Origin of the sequence: Methanosarcina acetivorans C2A, assembly GCF_000007345.1 — an archaeon.
Classification (GTDB): domain Archaea; phylum Halobacteriota; class Methanosarcinia; order Methanosarcinales; family Methanosarcinaceae; genus Methanosarcina; species Methanosarcina acetivorans.
The window spans coordinates 1,658,616-1,684,479 of sequence record NC_003552.1 but is presented as its reverse complement, the minus strand read 5'-3'; the positions used below and the strand labels follow the sequence as shown (position 1 = coordinate 1,684,479).

Below are 25,864 nucleotides of genomic sequence, written 5' to 3'. Positions count from 1 at the left end.
TTATGCTTTCCCCCGGGCAAGTACCTTTGAGGCGGGTACGTAAAGGATCTGGGCAATGAAAGAGTTGGCAATTGCAGTTAACCCCACAATCGGGATGATAGCTACTACAAAAGCTCCCATGGTCGCATACTTGGTCAGGATTGAGGACGCAACGAGAAGCATTGCGACAAGCACAAAAGTTATCCCACTGGCAAGAGTCCCGATCAGAGTCGCAACGGCAGGGGAAAGAGACAGCTTGTTCATAAGGGATTTGTACGTGGCCAGGCAGACCACGGCCCCGACAGGTTCACTGATAAGGTTTGCCGGCGGGAAAATAGAGTGGCTGAGGAGAGCACAGATAATTCCTGCTACAACCCCTATCCCTATTACCTCAGTAAAAGTTGGTACTACAAGGATAATGGCAAGACAGTAAAAGGCTATAACGAGATTTGAGACAATCGGACCCGGAATTACCAGGGATAAGTAACGAACGATCGCACCGACGGCGAGTAAAATTCCAACAATAGCAATATCCTGAGATTTCATTAAAATCATCATCCTGCATCATTTTTCAGGAGAACTTTCCTGAGTTCATAAATACCACAAATCAGTTATACACAACGATTAATTGGACAGAGTAAATTGATTAAACATAACAAACCAATTCTACATTATAGTACAACAAAGCATAATAATGTACATTAGTATATGTACTTTACGCTTTACGGACCCATATCTACAATTATTTCCCCGAAAATCCCCCAATCCAACCTTAAACAACTCCGATTTTCGATATTGCCCTGAGAAATTCCTTACATCCCTGAAGAGTTTTCCACAGGAAAATAGCTCTGATAGGAAAACTGATCATGCGACAGAACATAAGATTAAACGAGATAAGATTGACAAGGACTATCCTGGACAAGAACGATTCTGGAAAAAGACTATTTTGGGGTGTTTCATGTCTTCGGTGGACGAACGTGAGCTGGCTGAGGTCAGGATGATCGAAGAGGGATTAAGAAAAGCCTACGATGGAGATGCAAAAGGGGTGGTAGATGCTTTCAGCAGCCTGAGGGATTTTGCAGTACAGTTAATACATCTGGACCTTACTGCAGAAAATGAGCTCGATGCAAAAGCTTTGATAATTGCTATGGGGGATATAGGCAAGTTGACTGCCGAAAAAAGAATGGAGATAGCATCCATAGCCGCAGTCCACTCTCTTGGAGAGGTGGCAGTTGAAGCCGCAGACCGTAAAAGAGAGTCTCTTGCCTTAAAAGCGCTTTCCGGACTTGGAGGGCTTGCCCTGGAATTTGCAGAAAAGGGTATGGATGCTGTGGCAAAAAATGCAGCCGAAACCCTGGGGAACCTGGGGAAAAAATCCTTAGAGGCAAAAATGGAGGTTCTGGCAAGCCTTTCTGAGACTTATCTAATGCAATTAGCCAGGAAAGCAATGGATGAAAACCTCCCCGAGACCTGGGCTACCGCCGTAAACTTCCTTGTGGGAATAGGGGTTTCATCAGCCGGGCAGGAAATGGAGAATAGCTCGGTAGGATCTGCAATTCTCCTTGAGGAACTGGGTATTGCTGCTGTAAGGAAAAGAAATGAACCTCAGGTAAAGGTCATAATCGAGGCCCTTGAAAAGCTTGGAAAGGAACTTTCCCGGCAGGAATCAAAAAATGCGCTTGTCCAGACGGTATGGACTCTGGAAACCCTCCGGGTCCTTGCCCTGGAATATGGGATGGAAACTGCAGTTGCTGCAGGAAAGCTGACACTTGAAGCCCTGAATACGACAGGAATCCCTGACGAGGAACAGAATCTGGAAAGAATCCAGGAAATAAAGGAGTTACACAGGCGTATCCTTAAAAGAAGTTAACTGAGATGGAGTTTATTGACATAATGAGGGTGTTGAAAATGGTTTTTCAGAAATAGCTTAAACTTCACAGGGAAACAGACAGAAACAGATAAAATAATTTTCAAAAATACATTCCAACGAAAATGCCCGAAAATATATTTTTCACATCACAAAAAAACATATTAGAAAAGGAATCAAAATTTCCGGTAAAATACCCGAAAAAAAATTTGGTGCTCCGGCCGGGATTCGAACCCGAGTCTTCGGCTCGAAAGGCCGGAATGATTGGCCGGACTACACTACCGGAGCACATCGCATCTCAGAGCGAAACCAACAATATACCTTGTAATATATAAATCTGTCCCTTACCTGCGAAATTCTGGTATATTTTATCGCTCAAATATGGTTTATACATCCGTATATTGGGACAGTCCCCTCAATTTTTTGCCATGTATTGTATAACTGGCTGAAAAATATTTAGTCAGAAACCCCTTTTCGGGGCTCAGAAACTTAGGAAAGCGCGGGAACAGAAAGGGAGCATGAAACAACTCGATTAACAAAGATAGAAAACAGTCAGGTAACAGAAGTAAATAACAAAAGTTTTCAGAACAAGTAAAGTTTTCAGAACAAGTAAAGTTTTCAGAACAAGTAAAGATTTTGCAGCGAAACTGACGCATTTAAAAAATATGGTGCTCCGGCCGGGATTCGAACCCGAGTCTTCGGCTCGAAAGGCCGGAATGATTGGCCGGACTACACTACCGGAGCATTTTGCCTGTACTTGACCGAACTTTATTTCCCTTATTGAAGGGATCTTCAATAAGGGTTTCCCGTATAAATAGTTATCTATTGCAAAGAGCTTCTGAGGATGTATTATCCAAGATCTTTCAAGATCTTTTTAGACCTTCCAGGTCTCTAAGTTTTTGCAAATTATTCAAGATATTATAAATTTTATAATTTGCTTTAACTTTATTTAAGATATATTCAGATACTTTCAGATATCTTCTTCGGATTCATCCTCGCCTTCAGCTTCGAGATTCGGGTCTTCTTCAGCTCTCTCAGCTTCTTCTACCATAAGGTTTCCGATCCATTCGCTGAGTCTGCCGCAATATTCGGGTTCGCAATCTCCGGTACAGCCAGTACAGACTGAAAACAGGTCTCCGGAGAGCAGAAGGTCGTATTTCTCCTTAACTTCCTCCTTTGCTTTAAGGAGGTATGTTCTTGCTCCGTTTGAGACTCCCACCTCACGGATAATCAGGTCCTTGTCCAGAAGCTTTTTTATGATTCTGGAGCATTTCCTGCTGTCGATATTCAACTCTTTCCAGATAACGTTCTGGAAAACGCCTTCTTTATGTCTTCTAATTATATTGTATGCTTCTTCTTCAAGATCCATGCCTGCTTCCACACTAATGAGGTTCCTTCTTCAGACGTTTCAGTCTTCGACAGGAGTAATCAGTATGATGTTATTGCCCCGAAGCACTACAGAACCAAGGGAGCGGACTTTTTCCCCTCTTACGATCTCCATCGTGTCAACAAGATGAAGATTCATATAGTCGTCCACACTCTTCAGAGTGCCTTCAAGCAAATTAAGGTCGCCTTTCATTTCTACCCGGATCCTTGATCCAACGATTTTCTGAACTTTTTTATTTGGGAACAAAATTAAACCCTCGCTGATTTATTCTGGATTTTCGGTTCCCCGTACTCTCGGGTGCCTCTTCTTTCATTCCAAAGCCGGCGCAGAGCAAATTGTGTCAGGGCAATATATGCATTTACAATAAGCCTGCTGCCTTTATCAGCTGCTTCCTGCCAGCAACTGAAAAACCATTCCGAATCGTCACTCCACCGGCTTTTAAGAAAACTGAAATTACATACCCTTTTCAGAGATATATAACCATCGATGTCTGGAGTGGGAGAGTGACCTTATGAACCTCTCAAACTTAAATTAGCTGAGACAGGTTAAAACGGAGTTAAACCTGCACCAGAAAGAAAGTAAGTTAAAATAGGATAAATGCTGCATTTCCATTTATTAGACAGTATTTAGTTTAGATAGTGTTTATTTTAGGCAGTATTTGTTTTAGACAGTTTTTAAGATTCTATGCAGCTTTAATACCCTGAAACTCTACTTCCCAAGCAGGTTCTCCTGCAAGCATCCTGCTTCCAGACAAACGAGGCTTCTTCAGAAGTTTCAGTAACCGTGATCCCGGATTTCAACAAAAACCCGAACTCAGATATAACCCTGAATATCCGTACTTTCGTTACTGGACTTTGAGGGCTCTTTTCGAAGAGGCCGAGGAATTGCTCTTGAGATGGGCCCGAAAACGGATTCGTACTCATTGATATGCTGGGTCAGCCAGCGGTTCAGTTCAAGAGCTGCAACCGGAGAGAGGATCACTTCGGCTTCAACGCGCCTCTCAATAATCCTGGACTCCGAGGCATCCCCGAACATCTTTGGGGTGTCGTTGTAGAAGCCTATCCTGAAATCATAAGGGCTGTGCCCACCTGCAGCTCCTATTGCATATATCTGCCGGAAGTCTTCAGGCTTTACAAATTCAATCTTAATACTCTTTTTACCTTTTTTGGAAGCTGCACTTTCAATATTTTCCCTGGATTCAACATCCTCAGCCATAAAATTACCTCTGTACTTTGATTTCACAGAAATCCCGGTATCCGGTATTTGCCAGTTGTCCGCAAATACTGACAGTTTTCTATCTTACAAACGATTCTCCGGTATAACAGGAATAGTTTACCTCTTCATCACTTATAAATCACTGGTTTTCAAAACGCTGTGAATTGCTCAGCCCTGGACTTTCTTCTTGAGCTTCTTTGCTTCTTCTGCTACTTCCTTTTTCGAATGGACCCTTGCAATCAATTCCACAGCATCAAGGTTACGTACCGCATTATCCAGGTACCCGAAAACATCCCCCTGGTACGCGGAAATGCCGTACTTGTCCTCAAGATTCCGGATTATCTGGGTAGGGTCCAGCCTTTCCATCCGCAGCCGGATAATCTTCTCCGAAAATTTCTGCTCTGCGCATCCGCAGTAAGGAGAATCCCGGCAGGTGCAGGTTAAAAAATCCGAGGCAAAGTTCAGCATAAGTTCTCTTATTTTGATATCCAGATGGGAGAGAGATTCCCCATCAAAGACTATATCAAGGGCTGCACCCTGAAAAACCCTCGAAGGCATGTTCACATGCAGAGAGCTTCCGATCTGGTTTGCATATTTAAAGTAAGCAGCATCGAAAAACTCCAGGTTGGTTACAATTTTCAGGGGACTGTTTTCCGCAAGCACAGCATCTCTAATCAGGAAAGCTTTCGAAACCGGCAGGAAATGAGCTGCAATAATCTTTCCGAAACGGGTAAGTGAGACTTTGTTTCCCTTTTTCTCAAGGAACCTGTAGCTCTGGAGCCGGGAAACCAGTTTATCGAGATCAAAGCCTCCGAACATTAAGGAATGGATATTCCTCAAGTCCTGAACCGAAGAGGTAACCGCAACCGAGGCCAGGACCTCTTCCAGCTGTTCGGCTTCCCCGTACTCGACGCCTGCAGAGAGCATCTCCCCCTGCAGTAACTTGATTGCAACCTCTTCTTCAGTATCGGACTGGGCGCTTGAATAAGACTTCCCCGGTACGGGCATGAGCACGACAACGCCCCTGTCATGGTAATCGGGTCTACCCGCCCTTCCGCTCATCTGCAGGAAGTCCTGGACCGAAATCCAGTCTATGCCCATTGCAAGGGATTCGAATATAACCTGGGAAGCCGGAAAGTCAACGCCAGCTGCAAGGGCAGCAGTTGTCACGACCACCGGAAGCTCTCCTTTTGCAAAAAGGGTTTCCACTTTTTTTCTTTCATACTGCGAAAGCCCTGCATGATAAGGAGAAGCCCGGATTGAAAGAGCTCCCGCAAGCTTATGGCAGTTTCGCCTTGAATTCGTAAAGACTATTGTCTGTCCCCTGTGCTTTTTCGAAGAGCGCATCGAATACTCTTCTTTTGCAAGCTGGGAAATCAGTTTTGCCTTTTCGTTTTCCTGACAGAAAAGGAGATGCCTATCTATGGGGACCGGCCTGTGTTCATAGCGGACAAGCCGGGCTCCGAGTTTCTTTGCATAGCCCTCAGGGTTTGCAACGGTTGCCGAGAGATAGATGAACTGGGCTTCAGGCGCCACATAACGAAGCCTTCCTATAAGCCCGTCCAGCCTGTGCCCTCTTTCCAGGTCTTCGAGCATATGGACTTCATCTATAACGACAGTCCCTATTTTTCCAAGAAAATCGGCATTTTCCGAGCGGAGCATGTGGTCTACGCCTTCATAAGTCCCCACAATTATATCCGCATTAGGGCTGGTATTCATTTTCACACGCTGAGAGGTCTTTATGAGAATTGCGCCAATCTTAATGGAGCTTGTGAGCCCTAGCTTTGAATAGCGTTCCGTAAACTGGTCATATTTCTGGTTTGCGAGGGCTACAAGGGGAACCAGGTAAAGCATTTTCCCTTTTTTATCCAGCAGGTTCTGGACTCCTGCCATTTCCCCGATGAGAGTTTTTCCTGTTGCGGTTGCGGAAACCACAAACTGGTTTTTCCCTTCCAGAAGCCCGGCTTCCACAGACAGCGCCTGCACAGGGAGCAGGGTTTCGGATTTCTGGAGGAGCATTTCTCTGAACTTCTTTGCAAGGGGAAGATTTTTCACCCTGACCGTGGCTTCGTTGGGGCTCGTCCGGATAGTATCATAACGCGTAAACTCCGGGTCCAGCCTCTCAGGGCTCAGCATCCGGATTGTCCGGTCAAGGTCTCTTGTTTTGTGGAGAACCTGCTCAAGGAAATAAACCGATTTTTCCCCGTACTGGGAACCGGCAGAACGAACTGCCCGGAGCAATTCTTCTTTTGCACAGTCAGCACAGATGAGCTCGTCATGGTACTTGATGGACTTGCTGTTTACAAAATTAAAACGTCGGTTGAACCAGCAATGCTTGCAGATCTTAACCCTATCTGCACTGAGCTGAAAACCTTTGAGCATTTCAAGAAAAGACTCTTCATTTGCAGGGTCCCCTCCTTCTGCGAGCATAATCCTGTTTGCACTGCGCAAAAGCTCTATGAACTGTTGGGGAGGGATGAATTCCTCATTTTTTTTCCCGGTAAGAACCCTGATCTTATGAGGACGTGGACCTTTAGAACTGCCCTTTATCTGGAGCTCGGCCACGGAAAGAGGCTGTTTCATCCGGTCCTTTATGGTCATCACTACAACTTTTGATTTTTCTGCATAGCTTAGGACCCATAGCGTCATTGTGTATCCTGATATGTGAATAATATAAGTAAGCTTCCTTTGATGCTCGAAAAACGGTGGTTTTCTGCCTTCTCTACTTTCTGTCCTTCTGTCTAAGTATCCAGTCTTGCCGTAGAAGACTAACCCGGCACCTGTAAAAATTGAAATGAAAACATACGGTTAGATTTTTCAGTAACTTTTCCGAAGCGAAAACCTTTTTCAGGGCACATCACCCGATTTTTTCTGCAGGGCATGCCTTCCTGAAACTTTCCTCAGAACGTATTCATAGTATTTCCATATATAACAGCTATCATATTTATATTTTATCACTATATTATTATATAATAATCGTCCTGTTTCATTTCATGCTAACAAAAATCCTGCTACTCAGAACACAGGGTCTTGAATTCCGCAGGAAACCGATTCCGTGGTACAGAAAAATAGGACAGGACGTTGAGCTGGATAAAGAGATCAATGAAATAGATATGGCCGTGAAAGCGGTAATCGAGCTGGATAAAGAGGTTAGGCTGAAGAGAGCATATTTGAGAAAAGAACTTAAAAGAAGGGAGCTTAAAAGAAGAGAACTTAAAGAGAGTAAATCATAACTTCGGTTGATATACTCTTCAATTTTTCTTAAATCAAAGTTGCGCTGGCGCACCCCGCTGCAAGCAACGGGGTATGTTCGCGCCACCGCTCAAAATTCCGTTAAAGAAAGCAGTAACCCTAAAAAATTTAGTTTAAGCAGAAGTTAAAAACCAGAAAACGGAATTGATAAACCATCTTCTCATTAACGGTTGCTGGGGAAGTTTTCCATCCCCGCAGCAAGCTAGCGGGGTATTCGACTGAAATAATTAAAGGCAGGCTCCTTCCTTTGCAAATCTGCACATGCAATTCCGGGTCTCAGGAATTTTTCCTATCGCATCCGAGAGAATTTTGAAGATTGAGGCCTGAGCCTTTCCGACAACTTCGGTGACTTCGTCAGCAGTTAATTTCTGCGTGGTCATCCCGCATGCCTGGTTTGTGACGATGGAAAGAGAGGCGTAACAGAGGCTGAGTTCCTTTGCAAGAACTACTTCCGGCACACCTGTCATGCCAACAACATCTGCAAACTGGCTCATCATGCGGATTTCAGCCCGAGTCTCAAAACGGGGACCTTCCGTACAGGCGTAAACTCCTTCGGTATAGGAAATTCCCCTTTTTTCCAGAGAGTACCTGAGAGAGGCCCTTATTTCCGGACAGTAAGGCTCGGAGACGTCAACATGCACAGTTTTATCGTCATGAAAGGTCGAAGGCCTGCTGCGGGTAAAATCTATGAAATCGTCAAGCACAACAAAACTGCCAACAGGATGCCCGCGCATTGACCCTACCGAATTTGTGGAAATTACGCGCTTTGCACCAAGGGAATGGGCAGCCCAGATATTTCCCCTGTAATTAACTCTATGCGGCGGGATATGGATTTCTTCAGCATGTCTGGGGATTATTACAACGCTTCTCCCTTTTATGCTGGTCAGGTATGCAGTAATTCTTCCATAGGGAGTAGTTACCGGATGGCTTTCGCAGTCCTTATGGGAGTTAAAACCTACCCCACCGAGTACTGCAATTTCCGCAACTTCAGCTTCCTCATCCATTTTTTGATCTCCTTCCCATTTTTTAATAACGGATTGCTAATTTTCAATTGATTGATCCTTCCAAAGTTCATGAAGCTTTTTTACTTTGTATTCCTTTCACTCTATTCTCGTTTTCCGAAGCCTGGCTTGACAGGGAATACTTTATTCCTGCAAGGGCGATAAGCACGGCAATTATGATCGAATATACGAAGTACTGTAGCGCAACGGAGGGATCACTTAACAACCCTTCGGAAATGGAGGCTACAGCCAGGATGTAAGTGCTTGCTCCCCAGAAGAGTATTCCGCTTGCAATCACGAAGAGGGAGATAGAGATACCTCTGTATATGGGCTTGCCGCCCATCCTGAGATCGAAAATCTTTCCCAGATCTGCAAGCAGGAGAGCTGCTGCATACCCCCATACCGAGGTATTGATGAAGACCGAGATCAAAGTCAGAGTCCCGTGGTACCAGACCCCTTCTGCGGAGTAGAGTGTCCAGACCTGCATAGCTCCGTACACAGTGGCTACAAGCCCGGTAAGCAGGGCAGCAGTGTAACTGATGAAGACCATTCTCTGCTCAAGGAAAGCGTCCCAGAGCCTTTCTTTTTCGAGGGCAACAATATCATCGAGCCCGAAGCCTCTGTACAGCATGTAAAGCCCGACAGCTGCAAGAATTCCCACAACTGCCCCTTCGGGGTAGTCGGCGAGCAAGAAAATGGCATAAATAAGAAAAGCAAGACCTATAGGCACAAAAAAGGTCTGAGAGATTTTGGGGTCGCTGAAGACGTGCTTGAGAATATAATATGTGCTTTCCAGGTTTTCGCTCTGCATAACGACAATACGTTTTACGGAGTCAATTTTCATCCTGGACTGCACTATTGGGACGAGGGTTTCATCCTCTGCCCCATCAGAGACGAAGACCGCTCGCTTTACCTCATTCATCTGGAGATAGAGTTCGAGCTGTTCGGCGATCTTCTGGTCGGAAATCACCCCGACATTCTTATCTCCTGCAAATGAGACGATCTCAGCGTCAACTCCTTTTTCCAGAAGCTCGTCAAGAATCCGAATCCCTCCGAAAATCGTATTTGTGTCCGAATCTTCAGGGTCAGCAATCCCGAGTGCAACTGCTGCCCGAACATTTGCCTCCCTCCCTACTATGGGAGTTTCCATTTTTGCTTTTTCGCCCAGGTCGTTGTCCCTGTCTATGCATATAACTAAAGTCTGCATGTCTCCTCTATCATTTTTATGGAGGTATTTTTCTCCCGGAGATCCAGTTCTCTTCCGAAAATATATCTTATCAGGTTTCTGCGTTTTCAGCTTGCAGGGATACATTACAGGAGCCATATTATTATATTTACCGGATCTTCTCCTCTCCTTTCCGGGAATCTCTGCCTGACTTGATACACTCTTTGAATTTGTTGAACTTCTCTACTCTTTACAAGCATACTATTTTAATTTATAGTTTATAAGCTTGTAGCGTAATGAAATTCATTTCAAAAATCGGCCTTGACCATCATGGGTTTTACAATGTTGACTGAGAAGAACTGAAAATTGCAAAAATTGCAGATTGAAGTTTAGTAGATTGAAGTTTAGTCCAGATAGTATAAATTTGTTTTGTATGTAAGAAGATGAGATGTCGCAGAGTAAGCTCATTTTTCCAAATTCCCTTCTGCTGGCATCTTACCCGAAAATGATTTTTTTTATAAATTTTAAAGAGCCTTAACTTTCAAGGATAATGTTATATTTCTGGATGTTAATATATAAGTGTCATTTCTGGATGTTAATATATAAGTGTCATTTCTGGATGTTAATATATAAGTGTCATTTCTGGATGTTAATATATAAGTGTCATTTCTGGATGTTAATATATAAGTGTCATTTCTGGATGTTAATATATAAGTGTCATTTCTGGATGTTAATATATAAGTGTCTGAAAAACAGGCTCTTTATGAGAAAAATTATAATTATAGAACATTCAAAGGGGTTTATATGGCAAAAGAAGCTGAAACTGAAACAAAAGAAGCCGGTAAAAAAGGGTTCAACATACAGGAAAAAGTTAGGAAACTAGGGGATGATGTCGACAGCCTTGCAAAAAAGACCGGAGATGAAGCCTCAAAACTTGGGAAGAGCATAAATGGAGAAATAAAATCACTATCTGGAGAAATAAAGTCCATTGATGTAAAAGACGAGGTAAAGAGCATTACAGGCAAGGTTGAAAAGCTTGTTGACACGACTGGAGAGAGTGCGAAAAAGCTTGCCTCGGATATCAAAGCAGATATCAAAAAGCTGATGGATAAAATCTAATGATAATTTTAAAGAAAAAAAAGATGAAATAGAGGATGAGGAAGCAGAGGTCTTCTTTTTTTATTCACTTTTTGATTTTCTTCCTTTATCCCCCTATCATTTCTATTAACCTCTTCCTTTATTTTCTTTCTTCATTATGATTTTCCCGTTTGAGTGTCTTATCTTTTCAGGGGTCCGGGAAGAGGTATCCCAGTTTCTCTCCCCGCATCGTAAGGAACATGAACCTGCTGCCAGCCAGATAAAAAACGACCCGAAAACCAACGAAGCAATTAAGAGAAACAATACCGTAGAGAAATACCCGGTGATCAGGATAGTCCATCCTTAACCGCAAAAACCGTTTTTCAATTAGAAAGTAAATATAAGCATCTCCCCCAGCCTGTCTGGCAGCCCTTCACAAAAAGGAAAAAAGTAAAAACAAATTTGAAAGAAAAACAATACCGAAATTTCTGTCGCTTTGACCCGTTGTGCTCCCTTCCTAACTAAAAAATGTTCTCAGAAGCCTTTGCTTTCCCACTTTCCCTTTATCTTTTTTTGTGCTTTTTTTCTTCTTATTTTTATAGAAAAGACCGCCCTCCTGCATCGAGCGGGACAGGAGCGAATTTTGTTACTCTAAACCATAAATTAGTCCTCTTGAGAGAAATGAATTAACTTGAATTTCACTTATTCCTTACTCCCCTGCACATAAACCGAATCTACAACCTCACCTTCGATCACTGTGACGTTTACCGTAGCTGTATCGATTACAGCCGGATCTTTTTCAGAAATAAGATCGAACCTGTAGACAAACTCCCAGCAGTAAGGGCAACGAAGGGTCACGGTTTCTACAAGGATCGGTTCTGTTAAGTTATATTCCCTGTAGGAATCCAGGTTTCTGACATAGGTTTCAGCAATCTGCTGGCTTTCCTCTTCAGAAGTTTCATTGAATTCATAGGAACCGGTTCCATTACGTTCAGTGCAGCCGGAAATGACAGTAACAATACAGATAATAATCAGAAGTAGGGGGAAAATCTGATGGTTTTTCATTGACTCTCATCCTTTACTTTTCGCTTACTATGGATGGAAATATAAAAGGAATATTATTTGACCGTTTCTTACCGGATTTGTGTGACTTATGAGCTTCATGCAGGCTTGAATTTTTACAGAAAATCCTGCTGCTTATTTTTTGCCAGGATGAAATTAATTTCAAAGCTTCAAGATCAAGTTTGTCGAAAAGATATAAAATGCATTGAGTACGGATTCTCCCACAAAAACACCCAGCAGACACTTGAGCAGGGGTATTTTCAGGCTTGAGCCGACATAAACTATCAAATCCGTGGGTACAAGCGGGAAAAAACTCCAGCCGACGATCACCGGGAGTTCTTTGTCGGTGAGGCCTCTCCTTATTTTTCGGACATATTTTCCGTGTTTTGTTTCAAAATAGGAATCAAAGCCCAGGAATTTTGAAAAATAGTAGACTATGGTAGAAGAACTCAGTATTCCTGCCATGTTTACGATAAAGAGTTCCAGGGGGTCGAAGGTCAATACTCCTGCCAGGAGGAGAGGGGTGGAAGGGATCATTGTAAGGCCCCTGGCGGATAGGAGCAGGAAATAGATGATCAAAGCTACGTAATAGTATTCTTCGGAAAGATCTTCCAGGAAAAGGATATTAATCTCATCAGGATAGAGGAAGTATGCCGTTATACCTCCTGCGACCAGGAGCAGCCAGAGGTAAAAAGCGAGCTTTTTCGGGTTCATTTTTCGCTCATCCCCTTCCCGGATCTTCCGGCGGTCTTACATCTTTATGAAAAGTTCCGCCTCTTCTTCCATTGGCCCAGTGTGCTTTTCTGGTACTTACGTAGACAAGATCGGTATACTTGCTTATCCCGTAGAGAGTGTAGGTGGAATTGTCCTGCGGGTCCGGGATATCATAAGTGACCATCAAAAATTCATCTTTTTTATTTGCAGTCCCGTAATGACTCTCGAAAAGTTCTATACAGTCGTCTTCAGGGCTTAATGAGACATTTAAGTATTCCAGCGCAAATTTTTCTTTTGTGTAAGTCTCAAACTTGAATTCATGAGGGTCGGTCCCGCTGTGCTTAATAAGCAAATTGACATGTGTATTCATGAAAAAAGGGTTAGAAAAAACCAGAATACCTGATATAAAAATAAGTATGAATAGGGTTAGAAGGGTATAGATGGCAATTTTCAGGTATTTTTTCATTTTTCTTCCCATCAATCTGAATTAGTTTTGTAACAGTTATAAATATTCCTTTCAATGAGGCAGCCCCCTTTAAAGAATAGTCTTTTAAAGAAAGGCTAAAAAAATCCGGAATAAAACCTGAAAAAATATGAAACAAAAACTAAAACGAAAGCTGAAAAAAAAGCTGAAAAAAAAATCTAAAACAAAATCTGAAGCGTGAATGTTCCCCCAAATGTAACTATTCCCTGAATAGTTGCTTTCATTGGCTCTTCGCTGTTTCGAGTGGATAACTTACATTCATCTCCAAAATGTCGAAGCAGCATATCTAAAATTTAGAACCATTTATGGTTGAAAATCACATTCAAGATCGATGTTTCTCGTTTTGGCCTAGCTACTTTCTAACTGAGTAATTATTTTCAACCCACACAAAATAGCGAAGAGCCCTTTCATTTTTGTTTTCTTTTTTTCGTTTTTCTATCATCTTTACATTTAATATTATTTTTTTATAATTGGCATTTTTTACGCTATCGGCATTTTTTGAGTCCTTCAGTTAATTATATTATTTAGGAAGAGTAAATATATTTATCATTCCTCCTATAATAACTAGGAAACTATTTTCCGCCAGAAAATATAAGGAACGGTTGTCATGTCCATTTATATTGATCAGCGCAGGTTTACAAGGAAAAGTTCCGTAAAGGACAACTCAACTCCTGTTGATAATGGTCAGAGTAATCCAGTCCAGAGTATCCCGGCCCAAAATGGTTCCTTCCAGGGTTATCCGGTTCAGGGCAACTCCCTTAGTTTTCACCCTATCCTTCCGGATAATTCTCCTTACACTCCTTTTTCCGTACAGGATTCAGGGTTGAAGGTTTTTCTGGATATGGACGGAGTCCTCACGGATTTTACGGGTGCATGCGAGCTACTGGGCGAACATATGATGTTCTGGTACACTACCGACAAGGAACGTTTCTGGAGGCACATTACAGCTGCAGGAGCCGATTTCTGGTCAGACATGCCCTGGCTGGAAGGAGGCAAGGAACTTCACGGTTTCCTAAAAAGTTCCGGTTTACATCCCACGATCCTTTCTGCTCTCCCAAATCCTGACCGTAAGATTGCCCTTGTTAATGCCAGGAAAGGAAAAATAGAGTGGCTGAAAAAAGAACTCGGAACCCCGTATGCAAACAATGCAATTCTCTGTTTCCGCCCGGAAAAAGCTCTCCAGTCCGGAACCTCCAGGATCCTGATCGATGACAACTCCGATAACATCCGAGAATGGGAAGAAGCAGGCGGTACAGGCATCCTGCATAAGAACACAAGCCGGACAATCAGATGTCTTGGCAGAATAGTCGAAAAAGAACAGATGACCTGAATTTTTCATTCTTTCCCTGAAAGCTAATAACCGTTAGTCTGATCACCCGAATTAAATAATTAAACTGCATTTTTCATATTGCTTCCGCTCCCACCGACCTCTGACGCCTTGATCGCATAAAGTTAGTTTTCATCCGGTGGGAGCTCTTAATCTTCACCTTTTTCTTTTCACCCGTTCTTACTTTTTCCGGAAACAAAATGCGATTCCCAAAAGTCCGATCAACGCAAGGGAGATTCCAAACCCGGGTGTCGCTTCCTCTTCAACTCCTTCGGCCAAACCTCCGTCATATGCTCCATTCCTGTCATAGGATAAAGAAATAGAAGGTTCCTGCTGACCGGTAGAATAGCCAGGCATTTCTTCTTCCTCAAGAGCCATCTCTTCCTCTGCCTCCATTTCCACCATCTTTTCAGCAACTTCTTCATTTATGGCACCAGTTGGCTCCGGGTCTGCCAGCTTGGGTAGCTCTACGAATAAAGATGTGTAAGGAGTCACAGACCCGAATTCCAGAGCAAGTCCTGTTACTTCAGACACTAAGGCCTCGTTTTTCCCTTCGACCTCGATCCTGTCAAGGAGGGAATTTATGGTCGTGTAAGCCCAGACCCTGGGAATGAAGGAATTTGCGGCTTCCGGGGTCACGGTAAATTCTTCGAGAAATCTCGGTTCCCGGTCCTTGTACTTGCGGAAACGTCCGTACGGACGTTCCCTGTTCCTGTGCTGTATTTTCCAAGGACTATCACGTCCGAACCTGCAATGAGGTTTTTCTCTCCGGTGTTTACGATTTCAGAGACCTCCCCCCGTAAGAGAATTCCATGTCCGTGATCAGGGGGGTTGAGATCGTTTCATAGAAGCTGCCTATTTCCTCGGCTGCATTGGCATCAGGGGAGAACCACTCCGCAGTCCCGTAGTTTTCGATCGCCCTCAGGAAGTAGTAGTTGCTTTCGTCATCGATCCCGAAGGCAATCGAAAAGATCGAGACCTGTGCGGAATTCGCGTCCTTTATGTTCTGGCGGATTGCGTAAGGGGAAACAACGCCCTGGGTGGGTTCTCCGTCGGTCAAAAAGACTATGATCGGGACCCTTTCGCTCTCAGGGTTGAACATTCCGAGAGCCGTCAGCAGGGCTTCGTTAATGTTCATGCTCCCGTTTGCATCAAGGTTGTTTACAAAGTCCAGGGCTCCTGCCTTTTCTTCCGAATTTGCCTCCATCAGGGTCCCGGAATAGCTCTGGGCCGTGGAATCGAAGAAAATTATGTTGAAATAATCCCCCGGAGGGAGGTCTTCAATGATATTTCCGAAAACTTCCTTTACCTGCTCGATTTTGTCCCCTTCCATAGAGCCGGATTTGTCGAGTACGAAAATTATTTCCTTGCTCATGGCTGAGGTCCCGAGCTCTTCTTCACCGGGAGAAAAGATATGCATGAAGTATCCTTCACTCCCATTTTCATAAAACAGCATGTTCCCGTTCAGGGGCGGATTTTCAGTCTCGAACACGACCCTGAGTTCCGAAGGTGGGAGGAAGTCCGTTTCATACCTCACCTGACCTCTATTTGCCGAAAGGTATTCGACCTCAGCTGCCGGGAAATCCGGAGCTTCCAGGCGGGCGAGCTGATTTTCCGAATTGATATTTACGATTACCGAAAGTTCACCTGCTGATTTTCCGCTGTCCAGGAACTGGACAAGTTCATATTCCCCGAGGGTTTTTTGAAGAGCCTGTTCACAGGTCAGTTTAACAGTAATGTTTTGCCCCGGTTCAAAGCTCAGGGCATAAGAAAAAAGGTTCTGTTCTTCAGTTTCCAGGAGCCCTGCATCCCTGCCTTACGAGGCTGCAGTATCGAATCTCCGGGAAGTCTCTTCTTTTTCCAGGACTTCGGCTGTGTATTCCTTTCCGTCAATGATCAGGGAAAAGCCCGAAATGAAAGCCTCCTCCGGGATTAGGAAACTGAACCTGTCTTCAACTGCCGTATCAGCCGGGTTGGAAAGTTTTTCTTCAACCGTGGTAATGGCATACCCATTGTTTATGTCCGTGCTGATATTCAGGTACTCTGCAACAGGGCTGGCTGCTCCTGCCTGGGAAGTTGCCAGCAAAACAAGGCAGGCTGTAAAGATTCTCTTGATCCGGTTCTTGATATGACTCTTGATATGAAATCCCCCTCTTTTTGATCCTGTGAACAGGGACAAATTATTTGTGGAATTTTCACGTCGGAATTCGAGGACAAGTCCAAAAAAATTTATTCAACGTCCTAAGAGAAAGTACTAAACTGTCTTATTTATATTTGACTTTGACTGCGGACTATTTCGAAGTTATTGGAAAAAATAAGGGTTATAAAGTGCTGAAAAAATGAAATTGAAATTATCAGGGTTCCGGGAAAAAGCCGGTTCAATATTCCGAAAAAAAGGAAAAAATAGAAAACAAGAAAAGTAAATTTTTCGCCAAAAGATGTTTTCTGAACATTTAAGATCCGAACCTAAACAGTAGTTATCAAATTAACTTTTGATTTTATCATCAATAACAATTGTTACCAAAATTACCCTCTTTATTTCAGCGTTTTAATAATAGTTATCAACTTGAGCCCTGGATATCAGATTCCGGATCTTTAAACCAAATTTTATTCTTTAAATCAAACTATTTATAGAATAAAAAAGAATCATAGTATAAAAGTTAGCATATATTACAACTGTAGAATCCAGAAGAACAATAATAGAAATTATCTGGATAGGGTATCTTTGGTTTTTAGTCTGGGGGATTTATTTCTGTCAAATCTGGTCATTGAATTTAAGTTCTAGGCTTTTAAGGTCTGAATTTCTGGATTTTTAAGGGTATTAATCCCTCGCAGATATACTGACAACTTTAAAATGATTTTGGGGAGTGAATATGAAAGCGGAACCTAAAGATGATGTTCAGGAAGTGTACAATAAAATGGCAGACGAGGCTGTAGGGGCCCAGAAAGCCGTTGTGGGAGTGATTAATAAAAAGAGGGGTAGTGAGTTCAAAGTAACAGATGCAAAACCCTACGTCGACGCGGTAAACAAAATGAAGCCGGTCGGAGAGCAGTCCAAAGAGGTCTTCGACCTGCACATCGATTCTGTAAACACCCATTACGAAACCCTTACAGGCCTTACGGACACGGTCAGGCCTGAAGATGATCCTTTTGTAGAACATTACCAGACCCCTCCGATCCTTGAGATCCTCTATGAAGAAGACCCGGCTTTCCATGAATCCGTCATGAAGTTCGTGGAGGAAATCGGAAAATCCGAAGCCCTGATCGGAAAAGAGTCAATCCGACGGTACGGGGGCTTCTACGGGCCAACCTGTGTCGTGGACTTTGCCTTTGTGCCCGGAAGCACGAGCAATGTTGTAAACAGGATTCTCAAGAAGATGGACATCCCTGTGGAACACAAACGTGCGATCCTGTCTTCAAAGTCCTGGGGGATGAACACGTCCTACGGAATTGGGGGGAAGTTCCAGATCGCGGTCGAAGATGGAAAAACTCCGTCGGAAGCCATAAAAGAAGAAATTGATATGCTCAAGATGGTCTACGAGTCTCCGGTGGACGCTCAGGTAAAACTCATGGAAGAAGCAGGGCATACCTCCTTTGACACCAAGAAGTATATGGAGACATATAAGCAGAGGATCCGAAAAACCGTAAAGGCTGCCATGGACGCCGACGTTTTTTACGGGAACATTGTGACAGTACCCGCTTACGGCGTAGGTGACGTAGCCCACCATATCTCCCAGTCCATGTACAACATGACAAAGGACGACGTCGTACTGGCAGTTATCAACGCTGTCACTGATGTCCTTGAGAGCACCATGAACCGGGCAAAAGGCAGGTTCAGGGACGAATACTCGCCTCTGACCATCGGCACGGACGCAACAGCCGCTGCAGTCACCAAGATCCTCTGGATGGACGGGTTTACCACCATGATGGTTCTTGACCTTCTGGTCAAACGCTTCCACAATCTTGTGCTGACCAACCCGAGACGCGGGGCGGCAGCTGAGCTGCATAACGTGGACTTCATCGACCTGATTGAAAAGGGTGAACGGATTATCGACCATATTCCAAGGGGTGCCGGCTGCATTGTACAGGGTGTGCCTATCGACCTCAGCCCCATCGACAGGAACGAAGTCCTGCAAAATCCACAGCGTTACACATATCCGGCCTGTGCGATCACGGTCCGTTTCTCGGCTCTCATGCGCCTGGCAGATTTCCCCTGCCTCCTGACAAGCGAGCCCGTGACTGCAACACTTATGACCAACATCATTGCACTGCACAAGAAGCAGGCACATTCTCCGGCCAGGGTCTGCAAGTTCTGTTCGGCGAACTACTTTGATTACAAGTGCAATTACTGTAACTGGTCAGATGCAGTGTAACGGATGGCGACAAAGAGGATGCGCGAAGGGAAGCTGAGGAAAAGGCTGAGGAAAAGGGAAGCAATAGAGAGATCTGTAGATCCTTTTAAATACGGCCCTCCCTTACAGTTCTCTTTGTCCTGAACTTTTCAGTGAGGAGTTGAACAGTCGAACCTAAAAAAGTAGCTTGACACAGATTGCTACATAGATTTAGTAAACTGGTACAAATACTTTGTAAAACGGATAAAAGCCAAAAAAAGTCAAAAGCGCTCTGTTTTTCTTCCGGCACAATTTCTTTTCCTGCTTCTTCTTCAAATGGTCTTTCTGTCAGAGGTTCCAGCTCACAATACAAAGAATACTTTTCTGGTTTAGCCTCGATCCACACTCAGTAAAAATGTTATCAAAGAGCTGCTTCCGCCTGAAAAAAAAGTGATAATCGGAGACATCCATTTGTGGAAATTTCAGTAGGCGGAAGCGACATAAATAAAAACACATTTTTTTTAGTTATAATTATTTATCCGGGTAACAGACCTTAGCTTTACGCTAATACCCGGATTTTATTTCAGACCGGACCTTTTTTCTCAAAGTACTGGCAGACTCCAAAATTTTCCTGAAATTAGTTTTATGCCCCTCTTTAATCAACCTGAGATAACCAGCCTTTCTCCTGTGGGAGCGAAGCAAATCCAGGTAAAGCTCTCGAAGTTTCTCTTCGTAGCCTTCAATTTCTGCCAAGACACCGGGAACTTTTTCCTCAAAGCTCTTGAACACGGTTGTCTCCAGTTTTTCAGCAGCATCTTTCAACTTTTCACCTGCTCTTGTAATTAGAACCATACCCGTATTCTTATTAACTTCATCTGATTTCTTACCTGTTACGGTAAAGTGAGAATTCCCCGATTTTTGAAAAGTGCAGGCAAAAGTTTAGTATTCTGAGATGGATTCCAGAGAATTTTCTCCAAGAGTTATGACCTTTCGCTTCAGGTCCCCCAGATTCTCAAAAATTGCAGAATATTTCCCGGAAAAGAGTTCCTGCTGAAGTATTCCTCCCAAGTCGTCATCCATTCCGGGCTTTAGATGAAGGATCATAGACCCCGGGGCATAATTCACTGCGGTTGCAAGTTCGTCACAGTCCCCATCCGTAATCCCCAGAACAGGGATTCCAAATCTGGACAGGATATTTCCTGCAAGCTCCGTTGTGTCATCTCCAATAGTAATGGCAAGCTCTGCCCCTTCTATCAGCTCAAATGAACGCTCTGCGCAGTGGTTTATAAGAACGACCTTAACTCCGCCTTCCGGAGTCTTCTCCTGTAAATAACTTTTTTTCAAAGACGTGTTTTTTGCCATCGCTTCAGCTTTATCTTCCATCAGGTTTTTACAGCCATCCGGACTTTTTCGGGAAGCTGCAGTTTTTACCCATGCCCTTGCCAGGTCTACGGGCACTCTTTCTCCATGCTTATGGAGGATTTCGATACCCTGCTCCTTTATGGTTCCCCCTTCCATTGAAGTAAGAAAACCGTTTTCGGTTACGAGGACGACCTCGGAGGAAGTAGCTTTTCCAATCACGATCCCTTCGACCATTATGTTTGCCCCCGGGAAAGTTGAGATTCTTCTCACAACCCGTTTTCCCTGGTTACTTATTTCTATATTGTTGACAGGCAGAGGGGGCCTGGAAATTTTAAGGTTAAGAAGACCTGAAAGTTTTTTTGCATGGGGATCTGCAGCCCGGTTCCAGGGGATGAGTTCCCCGTCAAGGCATCCGGGCCTTTCAATCTGGATCAGGGGTTTCTCTTCAGGATTATTTGTATTTGACACCACGATCCTGCCAAAAGTCCGGCCTGTTTGAAGCTCACGACCATGGTTCAGGAGACATACCAGGTCATTTGACCCGAAAAGGGCTTCTATGCAGGCACTGGGTTTCAGAAACTGTTCTATTTTGATCAGGTCTTCAAGGCCGGCATCAATAGCTGCAACTTTTCCCATAGTGCCGCAGAGGCAGGCATTTATGCAATTTTCCCTGGAAAGAAGGGTAAGAATATCTTTTACCTTCTGTGGAGAATCCATGAGCTGGAGGTTATGAATCACAATTCCTATCTTCATACACATAAAACATACATAGTCAAACTAATTATACTCACCGAATTAATTTTGTGTTAATAATTTTATCACTCTTCCGAACAATTTTGAGATATCCCCTTCTGGATCATTCATTTATATCATTCAGGTTTCTGGCAGATAGTAGAAGATTTAGCCAGTATATGGGTTTGAAGAAGTCTGATAATTTCATCAAGGATAATCTGAAGAGAAATATATGCGACTTCCAGCATAGAGTTTGATTCAGAGAGGATTTTTGCAAAAATCAAAAAAGTCGTATATTAATAATTAATGTTAAGTAGTTTAAATATGGTATTATGAAGTAATGCAATCTTCAATATTTCCCACTCATATCTTTTACGCTTATGTAACTTGACATTTCCGGCATCAGAAAAAAATGGTTACGAATTTTATGAAAAAAGTCAGCCGGAAACGAGGCATATGTTTCTTGTTACAACCCACAGGCCTGAAATGACCAGGACTGCGTATAGGGGGTAAAACTAAAAGATGGAAAAAAATTACTAATGGGTTTTTTAAGCCTCTGATTTTTTCCATTCGTGCTGGCACTCTCAAAAAGCTGCGGCACTCTCAAAAAGCTGCAATTGTTGTCCAGCTTACGTTAAACTCTGATTTTGTAAAAATGGAATTATTTTCAGTAAATGCTTACTCCTTTTACCGAGGGCAGGTTAAGGATATCATCAACAAGGTCGCCAGGGACTTTGTGGTCGGTAATGATGGTGAGCCTGGGATTGTCCGTAAGGTACGGGTCGTCCGAAACAGCCTGGCGGATGCTTACATTATGTTTGGAGATCAGGCCTGCGACTTCTGCAAGGATGCCAATATGAGCGGCGTCTTCAGGGATAATGATGATTACCCCGAGCCCGAGAGCAGGGGCCACATCTCTGAGGAAAGGGATTGAATGGACATTTTTGAATATAGTGCTCAGGAGTTCGTCGGAGATTATGGTCTTTGTGGTCGCGTCAACAACCCGTCGGTCAACCCCCACTTCCTTTGCAAGCTGGGTGTGTGCAATCTCGATGCTTCCGGAAGTTACCTTTCCTTCCTCGTTCACCTGAAACCCGCGCTCAAAAAGTAACTTAAGTACTTTTGCCTGTGCCGGGTATTTTTCAAACTTACTGAGTAGTGTCTGCCACATACAAACTAACTTTTAATTGAGTCTCCGAATATAAAGCTTGCTGATCGAATCCGGGGCTAGAAGGCTTCAAGGTTTGAGTGGATATCGGCTACCAGCAGGATTTTCATTTTATTCTCCACATTTCCGGAGGACTCGAACCTGAAGTTTCGGAATATGCTCAACAAATGAGATATGGAAATCTGGTTTTTTTAAGCCCCCCGGAATATTAATTTGCATCTCATATGAAAGGTCAAATATTTTCATTTGAAGCTACGGTTGTGAGCTTGGAGAATTTTACCCCTTTGAGAACCATCATAGTCTCGGAAAGCTCCGCTATTTCCTTGCCGTCCCCGTTCAAAACAACTACTTCAAAACACTCTTTGTGGTCGAGGTGAACATGTATTGAAGACTTGATCAAGTGAGAGTAGTGATGCTGAATATCGGTCAGGGAATTTGAAAGCCCACGCTTTGTGTGGTCGTAAACGAATGCAATTGTCCCGACACGATGCCCTTTAATGTCGTTCATCCACTCATAATAGGAAATATAACTCCTTATGGCATCTCTTATGCCTTCCGAGCGGGAGGAATAACCTCTTTTTCCAATAATCTCATCAAATTCACCAAGAAGGATATCGGGAAGAGAAATCCCTATCCTCATGAGTTCTGTTTCCATCATATCACCCATCGGTAATTTCAAATTTGTCTGAATAGTACTACATAAAGTAATATACGTATTACTATATATGTTTTTTTCACTTAAAAACTAAAATAAAAGAGTTTGTGGGCAAGAAAAAAAGGAGACATAACTGACAGACAATAGAATAAATGATCAAATTAAGTCTTGAAATTCCACGTTAAAAACACTTTCAAATAGAATCTGTTTTTCTGCGATAAAGAATGTATTTTTTATCTCTCGTATTTCCGGAGAGTAATACAAATAAGAAATATAATAACATCAAATATTATGAAAGATATGAAAAGTATTAAATAGGAGCTTATCATACAGTTATATGTCTAAGCGAACAGACAAAAAACAAAAAACGCCTCCTAAATCGATGAATAAACTTGAAACGCTGCATATTCCTCACCTGTGAGTGCAGGCAGGCGGGGAATATCAGGTTCAAGGGCAGAACAACAAAAAGGTAAAAATCCATTGGAGGCTAAGGTTCCGCCGCATTAATTTATGCTTCAATTTTCTCAAGAAAGATAGTTATTTGCTTGATGCCGAGCACGAAGATTTATTTTTCCGTACCCGTATCCTTCAGACACTCTTATTCTGCTAGCAATCGCCACCCACGTTAGTTGCGTTAGTTTGATCTACCTGCAGGACAGGAACCTGTATATGGAAGAATCCAGTTCAGGCAGTCCGCAAAAACCCGAAAAAACAAAGTATCAGCTCATTCTAATTGCCGCCCTCAAAAAAGAAATTGAGATTGCGCGCAGGCTTGACCCTGAAAAGCTTGCATCCGAAATTGAAAAAACAGGTTTTTCCTGCCAGTACTGCGGGAAGTGCTGCCAGCGGGCTTTTGGGGACAACAGAGTAGTGTTGACCCCTTCCGAGATTGAAAAAATCCAGAAACACACAGGGCTTTCAAAACTTGAGGTTGCAGGCCCCCTTATCCCTGAAACCTGCCAGCCCGAAGAAACCGGAAATAAGGAGGAAGGTAGAGAAATTGATAGAGAAATTTCTTCCATGCAACCGGAGATATCAGAAACAGATGAAGAAGCTTTCTCAAAACCTTCCCAGCTGTTTGAGCTCCTGAGGGAGGACATCGACTCCCAGGGCAATATCCATGCCTACGGCTGGATGCTCAGGCGAAAAAGGAATGGAGACTGTCTGTTCCTCAATAAGGACACAAACAGATGCAGGATTTATCCCGTTCGCCCGATGCTCTGCAGTACCTATCCATTTTACATTGAAGGACTTAAACTGTACACCTGCGAATGTGAAGGGTTTGGAGGGCATATTTCTAAGGAAGAAAGCCGGAAACTTGCAGAGGCCCTGCTCTCCAGATATATCGCGGAACTTGAAGATACGCTTGCAATGTACGAAAAATACGAAGATTTTGAAAAAGACAAAGAAGGGCTGGAGATTGCGAAAAATAATCTGGAAAAAGGCACATGTGTTTATGTGATTCACGACAGCAAAGGAATTACAAAAATGATCGATTGAGGCACGATTCCTGAGTCCCTGAAGAAAAATTTCAGTTTTCTTTCCCTGCATTGCACGGGTTTGTACTGGCCTCCCACCCGGATAAAATATAACCGACAAAGCAACCCTGCAATTAAGAAAGATATACTGAAAAAATACTGAAGAAACATGCCCTGTCCTTGTCCTGAACCCCATTTTCGTTCCGGCTCAGCAATTAAATTTATTTATTAGAAAGCTCCAGTTATCCCCATGACCGGAATGTCTGGTAGTGACAATCGTCCGATGACCGTTTCGGAGAAGATCTTTTCGAAGGCCTCCGGAACTCCCGTGAAAGCCGGGGATTTCGTACTGGCAAACATAGACCTGGCAATGACCCACGACATCACAGGTCCGCTGGCAGTCCAGGGCTTTTACGAAATCATGAGAGATGAAGAAGAAAAAAAAGTCTGGGACCCCAGCAAAATCGTAATCATTTTCGATCACCAGGTCCCTGCAGACTCAATTAATGCCGCAGAAAACCACATCATGCTCAGGAAGTTTGCAAAAGAGCAGGGCATTTTAAATTATGATGTGTACGAGGGAGTCTGCCATCAGGTTCTGCCCGAAAAAGGGCATGTACTGCCCGGAGACCTTATTGTGGGCTCTGACTCTCATACCTGCGCATACGGTTCTTTAGGGGCATTTTCTACCGGTATAGGATCTACTGACATGGCAGCTGTTTTTGCTACAGGCAAACTCTGGTTCAGGGTTCCCGAGACCTTCCGTTTTGAAGTTGAAGGCAAACTGCCAGAGCGCGTTTACTCCAAAGACCTTATCCTGCACCTCATCGGGGATGTAGGAGTGGAAGGTGCCAGATATATGGCAGCCGAGTATGCAGGTTCGACCATCCGTTCCCTTTCCATTCCCGAGCGCATGACCATCTCCAACATGGCAATAGAGATGGGAGGAAAGGCAGGAATTATCGAAGCCGACGAAGTTACCGAAGCATACCTTCAGGAGAGGATTCCGGGCTACAAACTTGACCCATACTGGAAGTCCGATGAAGAGGCTAAATACCTGGACATCAGGCACTACGATGTCTCCGACCTTGAACCCCAGGTAGCCTGTCCCCACAATGTCGATAACGTGAAGTCGGTAAGTGAAGTTGAGGGCACGAAGCTTGACCAGGTCTTTATGGGCTCCTGCACGAATGGCAGGTTTGAAGACATAAAGATAATGGCTGATATCATGGGCGACGAACCTGTAGCAAAAGGTGTGCGTCTCCTTGTTGTGCCTGCTTCGAAAACCGAATATATGAAACTGTTAAAAGCCGGATATGTTGAAAAACTCATGAATGCCGGCGCAATCGTAGAAGCTCCCTGCTGCGGACCCTGTATGGGTGGCTCTTTCGGCCTGCTCGGCCCGGGAGAAGTCGGGCTTGCAACCTCTAACCGTAACTTCAAGGGTAGAGAAGGCAGCGCCGAATCGTTCGTCTACCTTTCTTCTCCTGCAACCGCAGGAGCATCCGCCCTTACGGGAGAAATTACCGACCCCAGGAAGGTTTGAAAACCCTCCTGTTATTACTTCTTTTTATTTTTCAGAATTGTTATAACTGCTATTTATCTTGA

General features: G+C 43.6%; 25 protein-coding genes and 2 tRNA genes. 8 read left to right on the top strand and 19 right to left on the bottom strand.

Features of this window, described 5'->3' with window-relative positions; translation table 11 throughout:
* Window positions 1-525, bottom strand: coding sequence for a tryptophan transporter (locus tag MA_RS07355; protein WP_048065113.1), 525 nt, complete (start codon window positions 523-525; stop codon window positions 1-3).
* Between the two features lie 412 nt (window positions 526-937).
* Here MA_RS07355 and MA_RS07350 point away from each other — a divergent pair, with 412 nt between their 5' ends.
* Window positions 938-1,849 (top strand): hypothetical protein, encoded by a 912-nt coding sequence (locus tag MA_RS07350; protein WP_157860124.1) that lies wholly within the window; start codon window positions 938-940, stop codon window positions 1,847-1,849.
* A 207-nt stretch (window positions 1,850-2,056) separates the two neighbouring features.
* On the opposite strand, the gene MA_RS07345 is transcribed toward MA_RS07350, so the two are convergent.
* From MA_RS07345 to MA_RS07320, 6 genes are all read right to left on the bottom strand, one after another.
* Window positions 2,057-2,134, bottom strand: a tRNA-Glu gene (locus tag MA_RS07345).
* 378 nt (window positions 2,135-2,512) lie between these two features.
* Window positions 2,513-2,590 (bottom strand) — tRNA-Glu (locus MA_RS07340).
* A gap of 226 nt (window positions 2,591-2,816) precedes the next feature.
* Window positions 2,817-3,215 (bottom strand): helix-turn-helix transcriptional regulator, encoded by a 399-nt coding sequence (locus MA_RS07335; protein WP_193589516.1) that lies wholly within the window; start codon window positions 3,213-3,215, stop codon window positions 2,817-2,819.
* A 39-nt stretch (window positions 3,216-3,254) separates the two neighbouring features.
* On the bottom strand, window positions 3,255-3,479 hold the full coding sequence (locus tag MA_RS07330) for an LSM domain-containing protein (RefSeq protein WP_011021429.1): 225 nt from the start codon (window positions 3,477-3,479) through the stop codon (window positions 3,255-3,257).
* Window positions 3,480-4,046: 567 nt separating this feature from the next.
* On the bottom strand, window positions 4,047-4,448 hold the full coding sequence (locus tag MA_RS07325; protein WP_011021428.1) for a DUF3467 domain-containing protein: 402 nt from the start codon (window positions 4,446-4,448) through the stop codon (window positions 4,047-4,049).
* Between the two features lie 168 nt (window positions 4,449-4,616).
* Complete coding sequence (locus MA_RS07320; protein WP_011021427.1) at window positions 4,617-7,097, bottom strand: DUF5814 domain-containing protein; 2,481 nt, start codon at window positions 7,095-7,097, stop codon at window positions 4,617-4,619.
* A gap of 344 nt (window positions 7,098-7,441) precedes the next feature.
* Between MA_RS07320 and MA_RS07315 the strand changes: the two genes are divergently transcribed.
* Window positions 7,442-7,681, top strand: a complete 240-nt coding sequence (locus MA_RS07315; protein WP_011021426.1) for a hypothetical protein — start codon at window positions 7,442-7,444, stop codon at window positions 7,679-7,681.
* A gap of 246 nt (window positions 7,682-7,927) precedes the next feature.
* On the opposite strand, the gene mtnP is transcribed toward MA_RS07315, so the two are convergent.
* Both mtnP and MA_RS07305 read right to left on the bottom strand, forming a co-directional pair.
* On the bottom strand, window positions 7,928-8,704 hold the full coding sequence (mtnP, locus tag MA_RS07310) for an S-methyl-5'-thioadenosine phosphorylase (protein ID WP_011021425.1): 777 nt from the start codon (window positions 8,702-8,704) through the stop codon (window positions 7,928-7,930).
* 67 nt (window positions 8,705-8,771) lie between these two features.
* Complete coding sequence (locus MA_RS07305) at window positions 8,772-9,908, bottom strand: DUF373 family protein (RefSeq protein WP_048066217.1); 1,137 nt, start codon at window positions 9,906-9,908, stop codon at window positions 8,772-8,774.
* Window positions 9,909-10,607: 699 nt separating this feature from the next.
* Between MA_RS07305 and MA_RS07300 the strand changes: the two genes are divergently transcribed.
* Window positions 10,608-10,985, top strand: coding sequence for a hypothetical protein (locus MA_RS07300; protein WP_011021423.1), 378 nt, complete (start codon window positions 10,608-10,610; stop codon window positions 10,983-10,985).
* A 136-nt stretch (window positions 10,986-11,121) separates the two neighbouring features.
* Window positions 11,122-11,310: a hypothetical protein gene (locus MA_RS26680; protein WP_157860123.1), complete on the top strand. Its 189-nt coding sequence runs from the start codon at window positions 11,122-11,124 to the stop codon at window positions 11,308-11,310.
* 335 nt (window positions 11,311-11,645) lie between these two features.
* Here the strand turns inward: MA_RS26680 and MA_RS07295 are convergent, their stop codons facing one another.
* The 3 genes from MA_RS07295 to MA_RS07285 all read right to left on the bottom strand — a co-directional run bounded on the left by MA_RS07295 (window position 11,646) and on the right by MA_RS07285 (window position 13,197).
* Window positions 11,646-12,008: a hypothetical protein gene (locus MA_RS07295; protein ID WP_011021422.1), complete on the bottom strand. Its 363-nt coding sequence runs from the start codon at window positions 12,006-12,008 to the stop codon at window positions 11,646-11,648.
* Between the two features lie 159 nt (window positions 12,009-12,167).
* The gene (locus tag MA_RS07290) at window positions 12,168-12,719 is read right to left on the bottom strand and encodes a TVP38/TMEM64 family protein (RefSeq protein WP_011021421.1); all 552 of its coding nucleotides are present in this window, start codon (window positions 12,717-12,719) and stop codon (window positions 12,168-12,170) included.
* Window positions 12,720-12,726: 7 nt separating this feature from the next.
* A complete protein-coding gene (locus MA_RS07285) occupies window positions 12,727-13,197 on the bottom strand; it encodes a hypothetical protein (RefSeq protein WP_048065112.1) in 471 nt (156 codons plus the stop codon).
* Between the two features lie 613 nt (window positions 13,198-13,810).
* Here MA_RS07285 and MA_RS07280 point away from each other — a divergent pair.
* Window positions 13,811-14,533: a 5' nucleotidase, NT5C type gene (locus MA_RS07280; protein WP_011021419.1), complete on the top strand. Its 723-nt coding sequence runs from the start codon at window positions 13,811-13,813 to the stop codon at window positions 14,531-14,533.
* 177 nt (window positions 14,534-14,710) lie between these two features.
* Here MA_RS07280 and MA_RS07275 read toward each other — a convergent pair whose 3' ends face one another.
* From MA_RS07275 to MA_RS07260, 3 genes are all read right to left on the bottom strand, one after another.
* Window positions 14,711-15,169 (bottom strand): PGF-CTERM sorting domain-containing protein, encoded by a 459-nt coding sequence (locus MA_RS07275; RefSeq protein ID WP_011021418.1) that lies wholly within the window; start codon window positions 15,167-15,169, stop codon window positions 14,711-14,713.
* A gap of 136 nt (window positions 15,170-15,305) precedes the next feature.
* A complete protein-coding gene (locus MA_RS07270) occupies window positions 15,306-16,067 on the bottom strand; it encodes a VWA domain-containing protein (RefSeq protein WP_083755888.1) in 762 nt (253 codons plus the stop codon).
* Window positions 16,068-16,346: 279 nt separating this feature from the next.
* Window positions 16,347-16,709, bottom strand: coding sequence for a VIT domain-containing protein (locus tag MA_RS07260; RefSeq protein WP_048065109.1), 363 nt, complete (start codon window positions 16,707-16,709; stop codon window positions 16,347-16,349).
* A 694-nt stretch (window positions 16,710-17,403) separates the two neighbouring features.
* On the opposite strand from MA_RS07260, the gene MA_RS07255 reads away from it, so the two are divergent.
* The gene (locus MA_RS07255; protein ID WP_048065108.1) at window positions 17,404-18,903 is read left to right on the top strand and encodes a DUF2193 domain-containing protein; all 1,500 of its coding nucleotides are present in this window, start codon (window positions 17,404-17,406) and stop codon (window positions 18,901-18,903) included.
* Between the two features lie 522 nt (window positions 18,904-19,425).
* Here the strand turns inward: MA_RS07255 and MA_RS07245 are convergent.
* From MA_RS07245 to nikR, 4 genes are all read right to left on the bottom strand, one after another.
* Window positions 19,426-19,713, bottom strand: a complete 288-nt coding sequence (locus tag MA_RS07245; RefSeq protein ID WP_011021415.1) for a hypothetical protein — start codon at window positions 19,711-19,713, stop codon at window positions 19,426-19,428.
* An 87-nt stretch (window positions 19,714-19,800) separates the two neighbouring features.
* Complete coding sequence (locus MA_RS07240; RefSeq protein ID WP_048066216.1) at window positions 19,801-20,976, bottom strand: DUF2117 family protein; 1,176 nt, start codon at window positions 20,974-20,976, stop codon at window positions 19,801-19,803.
* 646 nt (window positions 20,977-21,622) lie between these two features.
* Window positions 21,623-22,126, bottom strand: a complete 504-nt coding sequence (locus tag MA_RS07235) for an amino acid-binding protein (RefSeq protein WP_011021413.1) — start codon at window positions 22,124-22,126, stop codon at window positions 21,623-21,625.
* Between the two features lie 229 nt (window positions 22,127-22,355).
* A complete protein-coding gene (gene nikR / locus MA_RS07230) occupies window positions 22,356-22,778 on the bottom strand; it encodes a nickel-responsive transcriptional regulator NikR (RefSeq protein ID WP_048065107.1) in 423 nt (140 codons plus the stop codon).
* A gap of 669 nt (window positions 22,779-23,447) precedes the next feature.
* On the opposite strand from nikR, the gene MA_RS07225 reads away from it, so the two are divergent.
* Both MA_RS07225 and MA_RS07220 read left to right on the top strand, forming a co-directional pair.
* The gene (locus tag MA_RS07225; protein ID WP_048065106.1) at window positions 23,448-24,278 is read left to right on the top strand and encodes a YkgJ family cysteine cluster protein; all 831 of its coding nucleotides are present in this window, start codon (window positions 23,448-23,450) and stop codon (window positions 24,276-24,278) included.
* 261 nt (window positions 24,279-24,539) lie between these two features.
* A complete protein-coding gene (locus MA_RS07220) occupies window positions 24,540-25,802 on the top strand; it encodes a 3-isopropylmalate dehydratase large subunit (RefSeq protein WP_011021410.1) in 1,263 nt (420 codons plus the stop codon).
* Window positions 25,803-25,864 lie beyond the last annotated feature (62 nt).

Excerpts from the sequence above, each read along its gene's own strand:
- MA_RS07240 (WP_048066216.1), bottom strand. The coding sequence starts at position 20,976 with ATGAAGATAGGAATTGTGATTCATAACCTCCAGCTCATGGATTCTCCA.
- MA_RS07280 (WP_011021419.1), top strand. The coding sequence starts at position 13,811 with ATGTCCATTTATATTGATCAGCGCAGGTTTACAAGGAAAAGTTCCGTA.
- MA_RS07225 (WP_048065106.1), top strand. The coding sequence starts at position 23,448 with ATGGAAGAATCCAGTTCAGGCAGTCCGCAAAAACCCGAAAAAACAAAG.
- nikR (WP_048065107.1), bottom strand. The coding sequence starts at position 22,778 with ATGGAAACAGAACTCATGAGGATAGGGATTTCTCTTCCCGATATCCTT.
- mtnP (WP_011021425.1), bottom strand. The coding sequence starts at position 8,704 with ATGGATGAGGAAGCTGAAGTTGCGGAAATTGCAGTACTCGGTGGGGTA.
- MA_RS07290 (WP_011021421.1), bottom strand. The coding sequence starts at position 12,719 with ATGAACCCGAAAAAGCTCGCTTTTTACCTCTGGCTGCTCCTGGTCGCA.
- MA_RS07350 (WP_157860124.1), top strand. The coding sequence starts at position 938 with ATGTCTTCGGTGGACGAACGTGAGCTGGCTGAGGTCAGGATGATCGAA.
- MA_RS07325 (WP_011021428.1), bottom strand. The coding sequence starts at position 4,448 with ATGGCTGAGGATGTTGAATCCAGGGAAAATATTGAAAGTGCAGCTTCC.
- MA_RS07315 (WP_011021426.1), top strand. The coding sequence starts at position 7,442 with ATGCTAACAAAAATCCTGCTACTCAGAACACAGGGTCTTGAATTCCGC.
- MA_RS07285 (WP_048065112.1), bottom strand. The coding sequence starts at position 13,197 with ATGGGAAGAAAAATGAAAAAATACCTGAAAATTGCCATCTATACCCTT.
- MA_RS07245 (WP_011021415.1), bottom strand. The coding sequence starts at position 19,713 with ATGGTTCTAATTACAAGAGCAGGTGAAAAGTTGAAAGATGCTGCTGAA.
- MA_RS07255 (WP_048065108.1), top strand. The coding sequence starts at position 17,404 with ATGAAAGCGGAACCTAAAGATGATGTTCAGGAAGTGTACAATAAAATG.
- MA_RS07335 (WP_193589516.1), bottom strand. The coding sequence starts at position 3,215 with ATGGATCTTGAAGAAGAAGCATACAATATAATTAGAAGACATAAAGAA.
- MA_RS26680 (WP_157860123.1), top strand. The coding sequence starts at position 11,122 with ATGATTTTCCCGTTTGAGTGTCTTATCTTTTCAGGGGTCCGGGAAGAG.
- MA_RS07235 (WP_011021413.1), bottom strand. The coding sequence starts at position 22,126 with ATGTGGCAGACACTACTCAGTAAGTTTGAAAAATACCCGGCACAGGCA.
- MA_RS07305 (WP_048066217.1), bottom strand. The coding sequence starts at position 9,908 with ATGCAGACTTTAGTTATATGCATAGACAGGGACAACGACCTGGGCGAA.
- MA_RS07295 (WP_011021422.1), bottom strand. The coding sequence starts at position 12,008 with ATGAAAAACCATCAGATTTTCCCCCTACTTCTGATTATTATCTGTATT.
- MA_RS07355 (WP_048065113.1), bottom strand. The coding sequence starts at position 525 with ATGAAATCTCAGGATATTGCTATTGTTGGAATTTTACTCGCCGTCGGT.
- MA_RS07320 (WP_011021427.1), bottom strand. The coding sequence starts at position 7,097 with ATGACGCTATGGGTCCTAAGCTATGCAGAAAAATCAAAAGTTGTAGTG.
- MA_RS07220 (WP_011021410.1), top strand. The coding sequence starts at position 24,540 with ATGACCGTTTCGGAGAAGATCTTTTCGAAGGCCTCCGGAACTCCCGTG.